Here is a 15,090-nt window from a genome sequence, read left to right as displayed (position 1 = left end):
ATCCCGTTCGCAACTCCCGGTTTCTTATTCATTGAACGATCTCCTTAAAAATCTCTAGGAAACCGTCCGCACCCCCCGACCCGTCCGGGATTTGCACTTTGTGACCGCTGCTTACACCAAGGTGGCCCCGGCACCCGGTGATCACGAACAGAGTGGTACTGGAGCTACGGTGAACGCCCGGTTTCCTGTCGTGCAGTACCACTCTGTAAGGGCCGATGTTCTCTAGTACCACTTTGGCACCACATCACGGGGCTGGAGGCCAGCCCAACCCAACCTGGTCCGCATCCACCCGCCCAGTACGCTCCCGTTCCGACCCGCCGAGCCGGCACCAAGGCAACTCTGAAAAACAAAGTGGGCATAACAGCACCGTTTTCACCGGGGTTTGGGTTCCTTACGCCCACTTTGCAGGTCCGCCTGTCCAGAATGCTCACTTCGAGGAAGTGAGCGACCAGGCCGGCTAACGGAATGTACGTAGGTGACAGTTTTTCTCTGTTTTATTGTCAGGGACGTACATTCTGCGCACCCAACGGTCTAAAATGCACGTTGTGCAGCATCGGCGCTTGAGAACGACTCGCTCCACCTACGCCGCGCCGGCCGGGGCGGGTGTGTTTTTCCGAGATGTACTTCGCATGTACGACAAATGCACTACAGGTCTGAAAACATATAGTGCCCCGCCGGGACTGCGGTGGCTCGCCGCAGATTAGCGCCGGGCCTCCCCGGCGGCCGATGCCAGAGTTAGCGCCGCCCGGCGCGCAGCGAACCGTAGAAAGCGGCCAGTCCCACCGCGAGCACCGCGATAATCCCGAGGATTCCGTAGTGGGCCGCGGCGTCGCCGCTTACCCCCGCCAGCGAACCGAAGCTCATAATCGCAGCCGAATAAAGCGCCGGGGTGAGGAAAGAAACCGCGCGGCCGGTGGTGGCATAGAGGCCAAAAAGCTCGCCGCTATTCTCCCGGCCGGCACGCCGCGCCAGGTAGGTACGCGAAGAACTCTGGACCGGCCCCACGAAAATGCACAGTAGGGAGCCAAAGACCCAGAAGAGGGATTTTCCGGCGTCGTGCATAAAGAACAACACACAGCCGCACGCGATCATCAAAGTGAGCGACATCAAAATGACGCGGCGCGCGCCGATAATATCTTCCAACCACCCGAACGCAATGGTCGCAACCCCCGCGATCACGTTCGCCGCGATGCCGAAAATCATGACTTCCCCGGGCGTGAAACCGAAAACGCGGGCCGCGAGCACCCCGCCGAAGGCGAAGACGCCGGCCAGGCCGTCGCGGTAAATCGCGGAAGAAATGAGGAACCAGAACGTGGAGCGATCCGCGCGCCACAGCCGCGCAATGGAGCGGAAAATCGCCCGGTAGGCGGCGATGACGCCGCGGGATTGTTCCCCGCGCGGGGCTTCGTCGCGGGACAGCACCATGAGCGGGGCGGAAAAAACGAGCGTCCACAGCGCGCACGCGATCATGCACACGCGGATGTTCATCCCGTTCGCGCTCGTCACCCCGAACCAACCGGTATCCGGGCTGATGAAACCAATAAAAAGGATGAGGAGCAGCACGATACCGCCCACGTAACCCATACCCCAACCGAAACCGGAGATGCGGCCCAGGGTGGCCGGCGTGGAAATATCGGTGACCATCGCGTTGTAGACCACCGAACCGATCTCGAAAACGATATTGCCCACGGCCAGCAGCACCACCCCGAGCCACAGGTAAGAAGGCGAGGGCGCCACCAGGAACAGCAGCGCCATGCACACAATCGTGACGAGCGTGGTGAGGGTGAGGAGGGAATTTTTCTTCCCCGAGCGGTCCGCCCATTGCCCCACCGCAGGCGCGATAAGCGCCACGAGCAGCCCGGCCAGCGCCAGGCCCCAGCCGATCAAAGCATTGGCCTGGGTTCCGAAGAATTTTTCGTTGGACAGATACGGGGTGAAAACGAAAGTCGTGACGACGGCGTTAAAAGCTGCCGAACCCCAATCCCACAGCACCCACGGGAGCACGCGGCGGTTGAAAAGAACGGAACGCGCGGGCGGCGTGGCCGGCGTGCTGGCCGGTTGCGTGGCCGGCGGCATGCTCGCGCCCGGCGTCGCGGAAGTGTTGTGCATGGCTTCATCGTAGGCGAGGAGGGTAACGAGGCGTTGAACGGCGCTCGCGGGGGAGGGGTACGGGAATAGGTACGACGGCGCAGCTTCGGCCACGGCGCAGTTGCGCAGTCTCGGTACACCAGCAGAGGAAGGGCGCTGCCTGGCTGGCAGGGAGCGGGTAAACTGACTACGTGAGCTTCAAGATCTATGATTCGTCAGCCCGTGCCGTCCGGGATTTCGTTCCCCTGGAACCCGGGAAGGTCAGTGTGTACCTGTGCGGCGCTACGGTGCAGGGGTCCCCGCATATCGGGCATATTCGCTCCGCGCTGGCCTTCGATGTGCTGGTGCGGTGGCTGCGCCGCTGCGGCAATGAAGTGCGCCTGGTACGCAACGTTACCGATATTGACGATAAGATCCTCGATAAATCAGCGCAGGCCGGTGCCCCGTGGTGGGCTTGGGCCTACCGTTTCGAAAAGGAATTCAGCGCTGCCTACCGCACCCTCGGCATCCTGGATCCCACGTACGAACCGCGCGCTACCGGGCATATCCCGCAGATGATCACGCTTATTCAGGAGATTATCGACGCCGGCCACGCCTATGTGGGCAAGCCCGGCAATGTGTATTTCGACGTCGCATCGCTACCCGATTACGGTTCCCTCACTCGCCAAAAGCTCGAAAATATGGTGGTAGATGAGGAAGGCGGGGAAGCCGATAAGCGCGATCCGCATGATTTCGCGCTGTGGAAGGCCCCTAAGCCGGGCGAACCGGAAAGCGCGGCTTGGGATACTCCCTGGGGGCGCGGGCGGCCGGGCTGGCACCTGGAGTGCACCGCGATGTCCACCCACTACTTGGGTAAGGAATTTGATATTCACGGCGGCGGGATCGATTTGCGTTTCCCGCACCATGAAAATGAGCAGGCGCAGGCGCATGCTGCCGGGCGTAATTTTGCGCGGTACTGGATGCATAACGCCTGGGTGACCGTTAATGGCGAAAAAATAAGTAAGTCGCTGGGGAATGTCATCTCTTTGGAGGATGTTACCGCGCAGGTATCCCCGGCGGTGGTGCGTTTCGCGCTGGGAACGGTGCATTACCGCTCCACCGTGGACTACTCGCCGCAAAGCCTGGCGGAAGCCGGGACGGTGTGGGAGCGCCTGGCCGGATTCGTGGAACGCTCGGTGGCTGCCACTGAAGAAGTACCGGCGGAAGAAATCGCGGCGGTGGGTCCGGCTGATCTACCCGAAGCATTCGTGCGGGCCCTCGATGATGACCTCAATGTCTCGAGTGGCCTGGCTGCGATCCATGAGGAGGTGCGCCGCGGGAACGCCGCGCTCGCGGAGCGGGACAGCGCCGGAGTGCGCGCCGCCCAGGTGCGGGTGCGGGCCATGCTCGATGTGCTCGGCCTGGATCCCCTGGCTGCCCCCTGGCGTAATTCCAGTGGCGCTGACAAAGCAACCGCGCGGGCGCTGGGCGCCGTCGTCGATACTATGCTGGCGGAACGCGCGGCCGCGCGCGCTGCGAAAGACTGGGCCCGGGCCGATGCGCTCCGCGATGCTCTGCATGCGGCCGGCATCGCGGTGGAAGATTCGGCGGACGGCGCGCACTGGCACCTAGAAAACGCGCAAAAAACCGCCACCGCGGCGAAAGTGCCCGCGGCAGGCGCAGGCGTGCCCGCTAGCGAAACCGGGCAACCCGCCACCGCAACAGCACAGCCCGCCACCGGCACGGAAAAGCCCGCCACCGGCGCGGAAGAAAAGTAGGAGAAATATGGGAGACGGACGCACCCGGCGCCCCAAGGGCAAGAAGCGAGCTACGGTCGGCTCGGGCGGGAACAACCGCCGGCGCTTGGAGGGCAAGGGCCCCACCCCGAAAGCGGAGGAACGGGTCTACCACAAGGCCTATAAAGAAAAGCAGGTGCGCGATGCCCGCAAGGCGCAGGCGGAGGCGCGCGAACGTTCCAGTTTCAAGCTGCGCCGCGATCTGCATACGGCACCCGGCCACGAACTCATTTGCGGGCGCAACCCGGTACGCGAAGCGGTGCGGGCCGGCGTGCCCCTGACCAGGGTCTTTATGCAGACTTCCGCGGTGGGCGATGAGCGCCTGGCGGAGCTCGCGGCGCAGGCAACCGCGCTGGGCGCCCCGCTGGTGGAAGTTTCCCACGGGGAGCTCGACCGGATGACGGATAACGCCGTGCACCAGGGTGTGGCTATTGAAGTGCCGCCCTACGAGTACGCGGATGCCATCGAGGAAGCACGCGCGGCCCTGGAACGCCACGAAGCGGGCGGGCCGCTGCCGCTTTTCGTGGCTCTCGATTCGGTGACCGACCCGCATAATCTGGGGGCGGTGCTGCGCAGCGCGGCGGCTTTCAACGCGGACGCGGTCATCGTGCCGGAGCGCCGCGCGGCCGGGGTGAATGCCACGGTGTGGAAGGTGTCGGCCGGGGCGGTGTCCATTGTGCCGACCGCGCGGGTCACGAACCTTGCTTCCACGCTTGATGAGCTGAAGAAAATGGGCTATTTCGTGGTTGGTTTGGACGGCGGCGGCTCCACCACGGTGGAGAACCTCAGCCTGGCCGATACCCCGCTGGTGCTGGTGACCGGCTCGGAAGGGCGCGGGCTGGCGCGGCTCATTCGCGATAAATGCGATGTGATTGCCTCGATTCCGATTGCCGCGCGCATGGAATCGCTCAACGCCGCGGTCGCCACGGGGATTTCGCTCTACCAGGTTGATCGGATCCGGGCACGGATGAACGGAGGGGACAATGTATCAGTGGAGGCCGGTTCGCGGTGAGGTACAGCGGCTCGACCAGAGCCTGACCAGCCCCGCCCAGCTCGAGGAGTTTTTCGCGCGCGAAGGCGTGGTGGTCCGCGGGGATCACGACGGCGATATTTTCCGTTTCGAAATCGCGGTGACCGGCAAGCGGCGCCGCGTCGCCACGATCCGGAGCGTGCTGGAAGCGGCTGAATCGGATGGGCCTAGCGGCACGTCGGTGCCGGCGAGCGAGGAAAACACGGTGCCTTCTGGAAGCGGTGAGGATCCCGAAGCCGGTGCGGATACCGATACCGGCGCGAGCGCTCGGGAGGAAGAACCCGGCATCGTGCCCGGTCTCAACCTCGTGGATTTCGCCCAAAAAATGGATCACGAGCTGCGCAAAATCCACATTGAGGTGGATGGTTACGTGGTGTACCCGAATATTGATTTGGGTGAAGTGGATGTTACGGAAGCAGATCTCGCGTACGCGGATGCACACCTTCAGCACGACGACGCCGCCGCTCACGCGGCGGAACCGGCCGCGGCGAACCCGATAGCGGAGGAACCTCAGGCTTTCGCGCCGGTTTCGGATTCCCCGCTGCTGCCCGGCGATGAAGGCAAAATCCCGACCATGCACGACGGGCCCATGGTGGCTATTTCCGATGTGCCTTTCGCGCGGGTGCCGGGCCTGGCGGCTCGCATCAAAAAGCCGGTGGCTGTTTTCGCGCACGGGAACGCCAATGTCATGGTGGCCGATGTGCCCCTGGCTCGCGACGCGGAAATCGGGCGGCGGCCCGGATTCGTGATTGTGCTTTCCACCGCGGGGGCGGCGCCCAGCTGGCGCAACCCGGTTTTGGTGATCCGGCAGAACTCCGGGATCACCTACTGGAAGTGGCTGGATACCCTCCAGGATCTTCCGCACGTGGAAGCCAATAGCGCCGCCGCGGCCTTCTCCCGGGAAGAACTGGGAGCGGGCGCGCGGGTGCGGCGTATTCTTGATGATTTCCCGGAGGTTGATGCCGGGGATCTCACCGAGGCGCTTACCGCCCCGGTATCCGAAGCGGTGCCGCGCTTCCTTGAGGTGTTGGGCCTGCCGGCAGCGGTGGGCGAAGTGCTGCGCGGGGCGCGGGAAGCCGCTGATATTCCGGCGGATATTCCGGAAGCGACCGTCTTCACCCCGCAGGCTTTTCCGGAACGCATGAAAGCATCCCTGGCCTATGAAGTATCCGGTTACGGTTCGGCCCCGGCCGGAATGTGGAAAGTGTATCGGCGCCTCTACCTGGATCATCCGCGGCTGCTGGAGATTATTTCTTCCGCGCAGGCCGGGCTGGGCTTGGCGATGGTTATCGCCGGGGCGCGGCGCTGGAATAAACGCGGGTATCGCGCGCTGACCATCGCGGGCGGGGCCCTGGGCGCTAATGCCCTGGTGCGTATTCTTACCACCCAATGGCTCAATGCCGCATTGGAGGCCGAAGGTTTGAACCCGGGGGCCGCGAAACGCGCATCCGAACCGTCCGGATTGTCCGGACCGTCCGAACTGTCCGAACTGTCCGAGGAGGGCGCTCATGAGTGAGAACACCCAGGTAGAAGGTTTCCTCGAAGCTTTTTGGGCCCGCGCGGTCACGCGCGGGAAAATCAACCCGCTTGAGGTCATCACCGGTGGCGAATCAATTTCCGCTTTCCGGCCCCCGGCATTTAGCTTCGGTTTGACCTCCGAAGAGGCCACCGAGATTGCTGAACTTATCGTGGCGGGGAAGAAAACTGCCACGTCGAGCTGGGCGGATAGCTACCGCGCCGAAGATGTGCCGCTCCCCGAAAAAGGCGATTTGGCGATTGTGCTGGATGGGGAGGAACGCCCGCGTGCCCTTATTCGCACCGATAGCGTGGAGGTCATGCCTTTCGCAGAGGTCAGTGCGGAGGTCGCGCAGGCTGAAGGCGAAGGGGATTGCAGCTTGGAGAGCTGGCGCGCTGCCCACACGGAATTCTTCCGGGCGGAAGCGGCGGCGGCCGGGCTGGAATTTGATCCGACCGGGGATGTGGTGGTGGAGCGCTTCACCGTGTTCTACTCGGACCGCGATGATCACCTCGGGCCCGGCGCGGTGGCGGGCAACTAAGCCAGCCGCCTACTTCCGCGCTTCGCTCACCGGCACGCAATTGCCCGGGGAAGTGAGTTGCCCGTCGGTAAGCTGGGCGGCAGCATCTTCCGGGCTGCGCAGTGCATCGAATTTCTCACCCAGGATCACCGTGACCGTTTGGCCCGTGGTGTCATTAGAGAATCCCACCACCGAATCAGGAATGAAGGTTGCCAGGGTGTAGGCCGCAGCCAGGCCATCGGGTCCGGCCTGCACAATCGCACCGTATTTATCTACACCGGCTGGCCAGTTCGCCGTCGTCCCTACCGTGACACCCATTTCCGCGAGGTTATGCGCAACCTCCGCTGCAAGTCCGCTCGACGACGTTGAGTTATACACATTCGCGTTAATTTTTGAGAGCTCCAGCGGCGCGGTGGGGCCGCTCAGGCAGGGGATGGTGACCTCATCCGGATCCGGATCCGCCGCGAATTCCTTATTGATCGGGGAGGGGATGATGCCGAGCCAGATGAGCAGGCAGAGGGCAAAAACAAGTGCGAGCGCCCCGGACACGATGCTGAACACCACGGTCTGGCGCTGCTGGATCTTACGACGGTAGGCCTCGCGGGGCCCAAGATGCTGCTGGGTCACGGGTTTAACGCTAGTTCACCGGCCCCGAAAAAGCAGCTGCGCGCGCTGGGAGATAGCCCGCACTGTTCGGCAAGCCCGTCGCCAACCACCCTGCCAACCCCGGAGGTGTGACACATCCCATGTCACCTTGTTTACGTAGAGTTTACCTAGTTTTTGAGCGGTAGCGGCGTCGTCGCCCCTGTGAAGCGAGCCGCGCGGGACTTGCACCGTCCGCAAAAAGCCATACACTAATTCAGGTTCAAACGAGTGTGGGCGGGCCGGTCGCCACGCGGTACCCCGGTCGCGCCACTGCGAGATTGCGAACCCATTCCTTCTATGCGCGGGTAAGCCCGCGCGAAGAGCAACGAGGAGAGCATTCATGGCACAAGTATGGAAACTTCACGGCGACGGTGTGCGCATCGCGCCGGGTGAGGTGGTTCAACCGGACGAACGGCTGGGGTGGCCAGCCACAATCGGCATTGGAATGCAGCACGTTGTTGCAATGTTTGGCGCAACGTTCCTCGTTCCCTTACTAACGGGTTTCGATCCTTCGACGACATTGTTCTTCACGGGATGCGGAACCCTTCTTTTTATCCTTATTACCGCCGGAAAATTGCCCAGTTACCTGGGCTCTTCTTTTGCCCTCATTGCGCCTATCGGCGCGGTGACCGGCTACACCCAGGGCGGCGGCCCCATCGATTCGCACGGGATGGCGCTCGCGCAGGGTGGCATTATTTCGACGGGCGCGGCCCTGCTGCTGGTCGGCCTTATTGTGATGGTCTTCGGCGCGGGGTGGATCGATAAGCTCATGCCCCCGGTGGTGACCGGCACAATCGTGGCGCTCATCGGCTTCAACCTGGCCCCCGCGGCCTGGAATAACGTCAAGGCCGCGCCGGTGACCGCGGTGGTGACCATCGTGGCGGTGCTCGCGGTCACGGTCCTCTTCAAGGGAATTATCGGGCGCCTGTCCATTTTGATCGGCGTGATTATCGGTTATGTATGCGCCTGCATCCGCGGCGAAGTGGACTTCAGCGCGATTGGCGACGCCAGCTGGGTGGGTATCCCCACCTTCCACGCCCCGGCTTTCGATGTGTCCACCCTCGGGCTGTTCGTCCCGGTGGTGCTGGTGCTCATCGCGGAAAACGTGGGGCACGTGAAGTCGGTGTCCGCGATGACCGGGCGCAATCTGGACGGCGTGACCGGCCGGGCGCTTTTCGCCGACGGTCTGTCCACGGTCTTCGCCGGTGCGGGCGGCGGCTCGGGTACCACGACGTACGCGGAAAACATCGGCGTGATGGCCGCGACCCGCGTCTACTCGACCGCGGCCTACATCGTGGCGGCGGTCACGGCCCTGGTGCTGTCCATGTTCCCGAAGTTCGGCGTGGTTGTTGCGACGATTCCTCCCGGAGTGCTGGGCGGCGCGGCCACGATCCTCTACGGCATGATCGGCATGCTCGGGGTGCGTATCTGGGTGCAGAACCGCGTGGACTTCTCCGACCCGGTCAACCTCAATACCGCCGCGGTAGCGATGGTGGTGGCGATCGCGAATTACACCTGGACGGTGGGGGACATGGTCTTCGAGGGGATCGCGCTCGGTTCCTTCGGTGCCATTATCATCTACCACTGCATGCGCGCGGTTTCGCGCCTGCGTGGTACGTCTCTTGAACCGGCGACGCCGGCCTCGGCCCCCGCGGGTGCGGAGCTTGCGGAAGGTCACCTGGAGCGGTCCTGGGATGTTCAGCCTGATGGGAAGCTGGCACGCACGCCGGCGAGCCAGCGGGTGCAGAGCGCGCCGGACCTTGCGGAGCTCGCGGAAATCGCGGGGATTGCGGGGAATGCGGAAGGTGCGACGCACGCGGGCGGTTCCGCCGGTGCGGAAGCTGTGGATAGCGCGCGCGGCGCGGACGTTTCGCGCGAGGCTTCGCGCGGTGCGGATGGAACGCACGCCAGCAATTAGCCGCACCTTGTAGTACGACGGCGCAGCTAGGCGCCCCGGACTTTCGCTCACGATGTGGCGGTCCGGGGCGGGGCTGGACGGGGATTCGGCTGAGACCGGACCAGAACCGGGTCGGGACTGGACCGGTATCTGGATCGGAACCTGGCTGGAACTCGGCCGGGCTTGACCGGAACTCTGCTGAGGACTGCGCCGGCCTCAAAAAATAAATGGATGCACGCGGGGCGGGAAGCCGAATAAGCTTCCCGCCCCGCGCCGGTTATGGATAAGAATCGCACAACACGCTACTCAAAGCGTGGGTCTCCTGTGAGATTTCGTGGTTCCTAGGCTGTTTGTAGGATCTTGGAAATGCGGCCGGGTGAGAGCTCCATAATCTCTGCAACTTCACGGACGGTCATACCCGAAGATCGCAAGCTGGTAGTGGCTTCTCGTGTAGCTTGCGATGCACGTGACTGAAGTTCGTGAGCTTGCCGGGATAGTTTCTTGGCCTGAGCAATAGTTTCGGCGGTTGAGCCAACGTCTATGACTAAATCGAATCCGCGGTTTTCAACATTAAGAAGATTGAGCGCATCGGCGACGATATCGCTAATTTCGCCGAGTCTACGGGCTTGGGAATGGTAAATTTCCCATTTACTGTGAGTTCCAAGCCCCACCATCCGTGGTCGCGGAAGGCTCTCACGTGCGTCCTGCTCATAGTCCTAGTCCTTTCCTGAACTTACGGATTGTGCCCTTTGCGGTTTCTCTGGAATGTCGCGGTGGCGCCCCACGATGTCGCTTACGTTGCCGATGGTAACGCGCGTGTGGCGAGTGCCTTCGGTGGTTACGAGCGTGTGGCCGGTCTGTTTGGCGATTTTCTTGAGCTCGTTCAAGGGGTGGGCCCGTTTCGTAGCGGATAGTGTACCCCTGTAAACATGCTCCGTCTATATGGGTAAACAGATCGGGTTTTTCCTTCCGTTCGACACCCGCTGGCGGCCGGGAAGATCGGAATGTTTAGAACCTTGACCAGTTACCGTTTAGTCGCTAAATTCGTAGGTGCGAAGGTGAGAGAAACCAATAAACGCATCGAAATGTCGGCGACGGTCGAAAAGTAATTTGCGCCAATACTCGGGGAAGGGTGGCTCACAAAATGGAAACCTACCGTGTGACTGTAACCAGGGAGGAGGGTGACTGGCTTGGTCAAGGGGTTGAATATCCCGAAGCTCTCGACTTTGCTCCCACCCTTAAAAAGCTCTGCAAAGGAATGACTGACGCAATTATCCTCTCTGCGGATCTACCAGACGACGCCACATTCAACATCCAGCTAGAAGCAGGTGAAGGCTTAAGCCCGGAAATTGGAACGGCATTCGCAATCGCTAAGAAGCGACTCGAACTCCAAGCTGAACAGGCCCGTCTGCAAGAAGCAACCTTGCGTTCGATTCATGCTTTGCGGGAGGAGGGGTACTCGACTCGGGATATCGCGTCCGCTCTCGGCATTACTGCGGGGCGTGTCAGCCAGCTTGCCGCCTAGCTTTGGGGGTACTTCTTTGCGGCGTGGCCCTCTTATCATCGATGCTACTAACCCTACCGGCGCCGAAAGAATGCACGGCCCGGGTGTGTCAGAATTGGAGACATGTATAGATTCCGGCTCGCAAACCCAAAAGGGCTACGTTCGCGCGCCAATCAAGCCCCATCCGTACACGTTCACACCTATCAATGGGCGCACCCGGGAGAAAGAACCGCGGGGATAGGTGCTAACTGGATGGATGCCCAGTCATGGTTGAAACAAGACCTGGATGGTGTTGGTGAGAGACTCCGCGACAATCCTCAAGCACCCTACGTCCTCTCAATCCTGGCCGGCCACATCTACAACCTCCTCGATAGGGCCGCGCTTGGGGAACTGCGAAGCAAAGAAGTCACGTGCTGCAAAAGTAAGCCAGGCGTCGCCGAAATGCGACTACCAGAGCCCTACCGAATCGGGGACATCAAACTTTTGGCGCGCGTATATTATGGCGAGCCACCCGAATGGGAAGGCTTGGTATCCCTGTGTCTCGGAGTGAAAGAGGACTCGCCGCAGTGGAAAGAACAACAGAACGCGAGTATCGCTCAAGCTCAAGACCGGGGCGAAACATGGCTCGAAAATCTACTACACTAAAGGATGTATATGTTATAGGGGATGTTTAAGGGAGTGAGGGTGCTATGGAGCTCATACCCGAGGTAGTGGAAAGGTCTCGCCAGCAGGCCGGACGTAACCACAAGCTCATACTCGACCTCAAAGCCGTACGCAAACAAAACAAGCTTACTCAAGATCTGGTGGCTCAACGGCTTGGGACTACCCAGCCCTTCATATCGGAGCTTGAATCTGGGATTACCAATCCCACTCTCCAAACGCTCCATTCTTATGCGGTTGCGGTAGGTGCGTCGATTAGCTATGTTGTCCAAAATCTTGAGGACACTTACATTTCTTATTCCACCTGGACGGAGGCTCCTAAAGCTGTTCGGGAGATTAGAGTCGATCATGTTGAAGCAAACTGATGTGCAGGACTTGCAATTCTTGGAAATGTCAGGGGTGGTTCTCAACCGTTTTGATTGGGATGATGACACTCTTGAATGTCAGATGAGTGTGGGGTCAAAGTTTCATGAGAACAATGAGTTGGACATCATCTTCAATGATGTGACCATGACTCTTGTTGCGAAGACCGAGAAAGAGGATGTTTATTCTTCGCGAGTGAAGCTTCAGATGGCTATCGCTAATCAACGTGGTAATGGATCGGAGATTCAGGATGAGGTTGCGCGGTTGGCGTGGCCGTTAATGGCGTCGAAGATTCTTTCTATATCAAAAGAACTTGGTGTGTATTTGACGGAGATTCCGCTTTTCATGCCGGTTGCTTCTAGTGACGAATAGGCTTAGCAAGGCTCTCACCGCTTTTGTGGTGGGGCCTTGTTTTGTCGGGGTCGGCGGCTCCCTTTGTTTATAAACCCGCCTAGCTTTGGGGGTACTACTTCGTACCCCGAACGGGTACCCCTGAATGTACCCCCAAGGCACCCATAAATACCCCTCAAGGCCGGTGAATAACGGCAACCGGGAGAGCGTTCAGTGCCTCACTGGACCCCGATTTTTCGGCGGTCTATCAACAAAAACTAAGCCCCCCAGGCCGATTTCTCGACCTGAGGGATAGATCACACGCGGAGGATGGGGGATTCGAACCCCCGAGGGCTTGCACCCAACACGCTTTCCAAGCGTGCGCCATAGGCCACTAGGCGAATCCTCCAGGGCAGTTTTAAACTGCCTGTACAGCTTAGCGTAGATTCGGGCATGAGCACCACTCAGCATGATGAGGTGATGCCCACGTTATTCGATCACCAGGTAGTTTGATCGCCGATTATTCAGTCGCCAGTTAGTTCGATTACCGATTACTCGATTGCCGACTACCTGATCGCCGACTACTCAATCGCCAAGTTGCTCAGCACGTGCGCGCCGGGTAGCTGCGCGAGCAGCGCCCCCGGCACCACGAGCTTCGAGCGGCGCAACCCCGAGCCAATAAGAGCCGTCCCGGCAGCCACCCGCTCATCAATCAGGAGATTCCATGCGGACGGAACCCCAACCGGGGAAATCCCGCCGTACTCCATACCCGAAGCTTCCACCGCAAGCTCGGTAGGCCAGAACGAAGCCTTGCGAACGTTGAGGAACTTCTTCACCACATGGTTCACATCCGCGCGGGTAGTTGCCCGCACCACGCAGGCCGCCACCCGTTCCTCGCCTTCACGCTTGCCGGCCACCAGCACGCAATTGCACGACACTGCCAAATTGAGCCCATAATGCTCCGTCATCGGTTCGGTATCCGCGAACTCCGGATCAATCTCCGTGACCAGGGCCTGCGCAGCCAGCTCAGGATGGTTCTGAGCAACGGCCTGCAAACCCGCCGCCACCGGCGCGGCCAGCAAATCCAGATGCTCAAGCGCCGGCTGCCAGGGAAGATCACCAAGCAGCGCACGATCCACGTTCGCGCTGTAGGAAAGCGAGCTGCCCGAAACTGCGTTAGACGAAACCGAGCTGCCCGGAACCGCGCTGTAAGAAACTTCGGGTACGGATTCACTCATATAGATACTCCTTGATTTCTGGGGCTAGTTCTCCTTACGTGTGACGGGCCCGAGCACCAGACTGGCCCAGGAACCGTGCAGCGATTCCTGATCGGAAGGCTGGAAAAGCCCGGCCAGCACATCGCGGTAGAGCCGCGAAAGTTCATGACCCGCGTAATACGAGCTTCCCCCGCAGGCACGGATGCATTCTTCCACGGTGCGCAGCGACGCTTCCGCCGCCGCATTCTTGGCCGCGGAGAAACGCGGGTATTCATCCGCACCGCCCAGCTCCCCGCTGTCAATATGTGCGGCCAGTTCGCGTAGCTGCGGACCCACCGCGTTCATTGTGAGCGCGGCTTCCGCAATACGCCAGCGAATATCGGGATCATTTGCGTAAACATCATTGTGGAGGACCGAGCGGCGCTTCTTCACATGCTCCACCGCAACCTCAATGGCGCGCTCACCAATGCCCTGGTAGGTGGCCCCGAGCAGAATCTCAAAATTGGAGAAGATGCCGTAAACAACCGGTTCCTTATTCGGGCCCGGCGCCACGATCCCCAGCACGTTTTCATCGCGAAGGAGCGCGCCGTCTAAAACCGTGGAATTGGATTGGGTGGCCCGCATCCCGAGGGTGTTCCAATCATCCTTGATGGCGAAGCCGCCGTCGCCCCGTTCAACCAGGCCGAAAACGTCACGCACCCCGGAGTCATCCTTGAGCGCGCCGAAAGTCATAAGGTAATCCCACGCGGGCGCGAGGGACGTGAAAACTTTGGTGCCGTACAGCCGGTACCCCGCCTCATCGCGTTCGGCCCGGGTGAGCGAACCGAAAAGCACCAGGTCGTTACCCGGTTCGGAAATACCGAAAGCGAACAGCTTACCAGCCGCGGCTTCGCGCAGAATCTTTTCCCCGGCTGCTACGCCGTTGCGCACCAGGTGGCGGCCTAGCCCCACAATAATCTGGTGCATATTAATGCCCAGCGCGGTGGCCGGTGCGTACTTCGCCAAACGGGTCTGTTCCGCGCAAATCTCCACCAAGCTCAAGCCGGCCCCGCCGTACTCCTTGGGGACAAAAGCGCCGTAGTATCCGGCCTGCTTCAAATCTTCGTAGTCTTCACGCGGGAATTCATTGGCGGCATCCACCGCCGCCGCCCGCGAGCGCAGTGTTTCCAATAGATCTTCGGTAAGGAAAGCCATTGATTCTCCCTGTTGTTGTGGACGACGGCGATACTCCCGCCACCGCGGGGACCGCCCACTCACGCTAGAGAGTGTACCGCGGGCCTCCGACACAAAAAATGGTGAAAATGAAGCCGGGCGATCTCCCCGTATTTCTCCCCGTGTTTTGCATTCCCCGCGAACTCGTTTAGACTGGCACCTGACTCCCCACGTGGCGTCATCTTGCAAAACTCCCCCAGGGCCGGAAGGCAGCAAGGGTATGCGGGCTCTGGCGGGTGCGTGGGGCGTCTTGTATCCGCTATCCACCATCGTGTATCCACAGGTTTTTCGCGCGCGTGATTCGTGTCGTAGGTACCCCGTAGACTGATACTC

The 15,090-nt window shown here is 60.9% G+C and carries 13 protein-coding genes, 1 tRNA gene and 1 other RNA gene; 10 read left to right on the top strand and 5 right to left on the bottom strand.

Annotated elements, in window-relative coordinates; genetic code table 11:
• Positions 1-735: 735 nt before the first annotated feature.
• Positions 736-2,109, bottom strand: a complete 1,374-nt coding sequence (locus ACRQFC_RS05705; protein WP_284896894.1) for an MFS transporter — start codon at positions 2,107-2,109, stop codon at positions 736-738.
• Between the two features lie 170 nt (positions 2,110-2,279).
• Here ACRQFC_RS05705 and cysS point away from each other — a divergent pair, with 170 nt between their 5' ends.
• Genes cysS through ACRQFC_RS05685 form a run of 4 tightly spaced genes read left to right on the top strand, consistent with a single transcriptional unit; the run spans position 2,280 to position 6,950 of the window.
• Entirely contained in the window at positions 2,280-3,845 is a 1,566-nt protein-coding gene (cysS, locus tag ACRQFC_RS05700) for a cysteine--tRNA ligase (RefSeq protein WP_284896893.1), read from the top strand.
• A 7-nt stretch (positions 3,846-3,852) separates the two neighbouring features.
• A complete protein-coding gene (gene rlmB / locus ACRQFC_RS05695; protein WP_284896892.1) occupies positions 3,853-4,875 on the top strand; it encodes a 23S rRNA (guanosine(2251)-2'-O)-methyltransferase RlmB in 1,023 nt (340 codons plus the stop codon).
• Positions 4,847-6,409, top strand: a complete 1,563-nt coding sequence (locus ACRQFC_RS05690; protein ID WP_284896891.1) for a hypothetical protein — start codon at positions 4,847-4,849, stop codon at positions 6,407-6,409. Before rlmB ends, ACRQFC_RS05690 begins: the two co-directional genes overlap by 29 nt.
• Entirely contained in the window at positions 6,402-6,950 is a 549-nt protein-coding gene (locus ACRQFC_RS05685) for an ASCH domain-containing protein (RefSeq protein ID WP_284901357.1), read from the top strand. The genes ACRQFC_RS05690 and ACRQFC_RS05685 overlap by 8 nt, the downstream gene beginning before the upstream one ends.
• A 9-nt stretch (positions 6,951-6,959) precedes the next feature.
• Here ACRQFC_RS05685 and ACRQFC_RS05680 read toward each other — a convergent pair whose 3' ends face one another.
• Positions 6,960-7,556: a LytR C-terminal domain-containing protein gene (locus tag ACRQFC_RS05680; protein WP_026429025.1), complete on the bottom strand. Its 597-nt coding sequence runs from the start codon at positions 7,554-7,556 to the stop codon at positions 6,960-6,962.
• Positions 7,557-7,914: 358 nt separating this feature from the next.
• On the opposite strand from ACRQFC_RS05680, the gene ACRQFC_RS05675 reads away from it, so the two are divergent.
• The 5 genes from ACRQFC_RS05675 to ACRQFC_RS05655 all read left to right on the top strand — a co-directional run bounded on the left by ACRQFC_RS05675 (position 7,915) and on the right by ACRQFC_RS05655 (position 12,370).
• On the top strand, positions 7,915-9,492 hold the full coding sequence (locus ACRQFC_RS05675; RefSeq protein WP_284896889.1) for a uracil-xanthine permease family protein: 1,578 nt from the start codon (positions 7,915-7,917) through the stop codon (positions 9,490-9,492).
• A 1,123-nt stretch (positions 9,493-10,615) separates the two neighbouring features.
• Complete coding sequence (locus ACRQFC_RS05670) at positions 10,616-10,996, top strand: hypothetical protein (protein WP_284901143.1); 381 nt, start codon at positions 10,616-10,618, stop codon at positions 10,994-10,996.
• A gap of 231 nt (positions 10,997-11,227) precedes the next feature.
• Positions 11,228-11,620: a hypothetical protein gene (locus ACRQFC_RS05665; protein ID WP_284896887.1), complete on the top strand. Its 393-nt coding sequence runs from the start codon at positions 11,228-11,230 to the stop codon at positions 11,618-11,620.
• A 44-nt stretch (positions 11,621-11,664) separates the two neighbouring features.
• Positions 11,665-12,000 carry a helix-turn-helix domain-containing protein gene (locus ACRQFC_RS05660; RefSeq protein WP_284896886.1) on the top strand — a complete coding sequence of 112 codons (336 nt, stop codon included), beginning with the start codon at positions 11,665-11,667 and terminating at the stop codon, positions 11,998-12,000.
• Positions 11,984-12,370: a hypothetical protein gene (locus ACRQFC_RS05655; protein ID WP_284896885.1), complete on the top strand. Its 387-nt coding sequence runs from the start codon at positions 11,984-11,986 to the stop codon at positions 12,368-12,370. Before ACRQFC_RS05660 ends, ACRQFC_RS05655 begins: the two co-directional genes overlap by 17 nt.
• Positions 12,371-12,652: 282 nt before the next feature.
• Here ACRQFC_RS05655 and ACRQFC_RS05650 read toward each other — a convergent pair.
• From ACRQFC_RS05650 to ACRQFC_RS05640, 3 genes are all read right to left on the bottom strand, one after another.
• Positions 12,653-12,737: transfer RNA gene (locus tag ACRQFC_RS05650), tRNA-Ser, on the bottom strand.
• 172 nt (positions 12,738-12,909) lie between these two features.
• Positions 12,910-13,566, bottom strand: a complete 657-nt coding sequence (locus ACRQFC_RS05645; protein WP_284896884.1) for a YbaK/EbsC family protein — start codon at positions 13,564-13,566, stop codon at positions 12,910-12,912.
• 24 nt (positions 13,567-13,590) lie between these two features.
• The gene (locus ACRQFC_RS05640; protein WP_284896883.1) at positions 13,591-14,739 is read right to left on the bottom strand and encodes an acyl-CoA dehydrogenase family protein; all 1,149 of its coding nucleotides are present in this window, start codon (positions 14,737-14,739) and stop codon (positions 13,591-13,593) included.
• A 177-nt stretch (positions 14,740-14,916) separates the two neighbouring features.
• Here ACRQFC_RS05640 and ffs point away from each other — a divergent pair.
• Positions 14,917-15,013: signal recognition particle sRNA small type (gene ffs, locus ACRQFC_RS05635), an RNA gene on the top strand.
• Positions 15,014-15,090 lie beyond the last annotated feature (77 nt).

The organism is Actinotignum inguinis (assembly GCF_051265835.1).
In the GTDB taxonomy this organism is placed as follows: Bacteria; Actinomycetota; Actinomycetes; order Actinomycetales; family Actinomycetaceae; genus Actinotignum; species Actinotignum timonense.
This window is presented reverse-complemented; position numbering and strand designations above follow the sequence as displayed.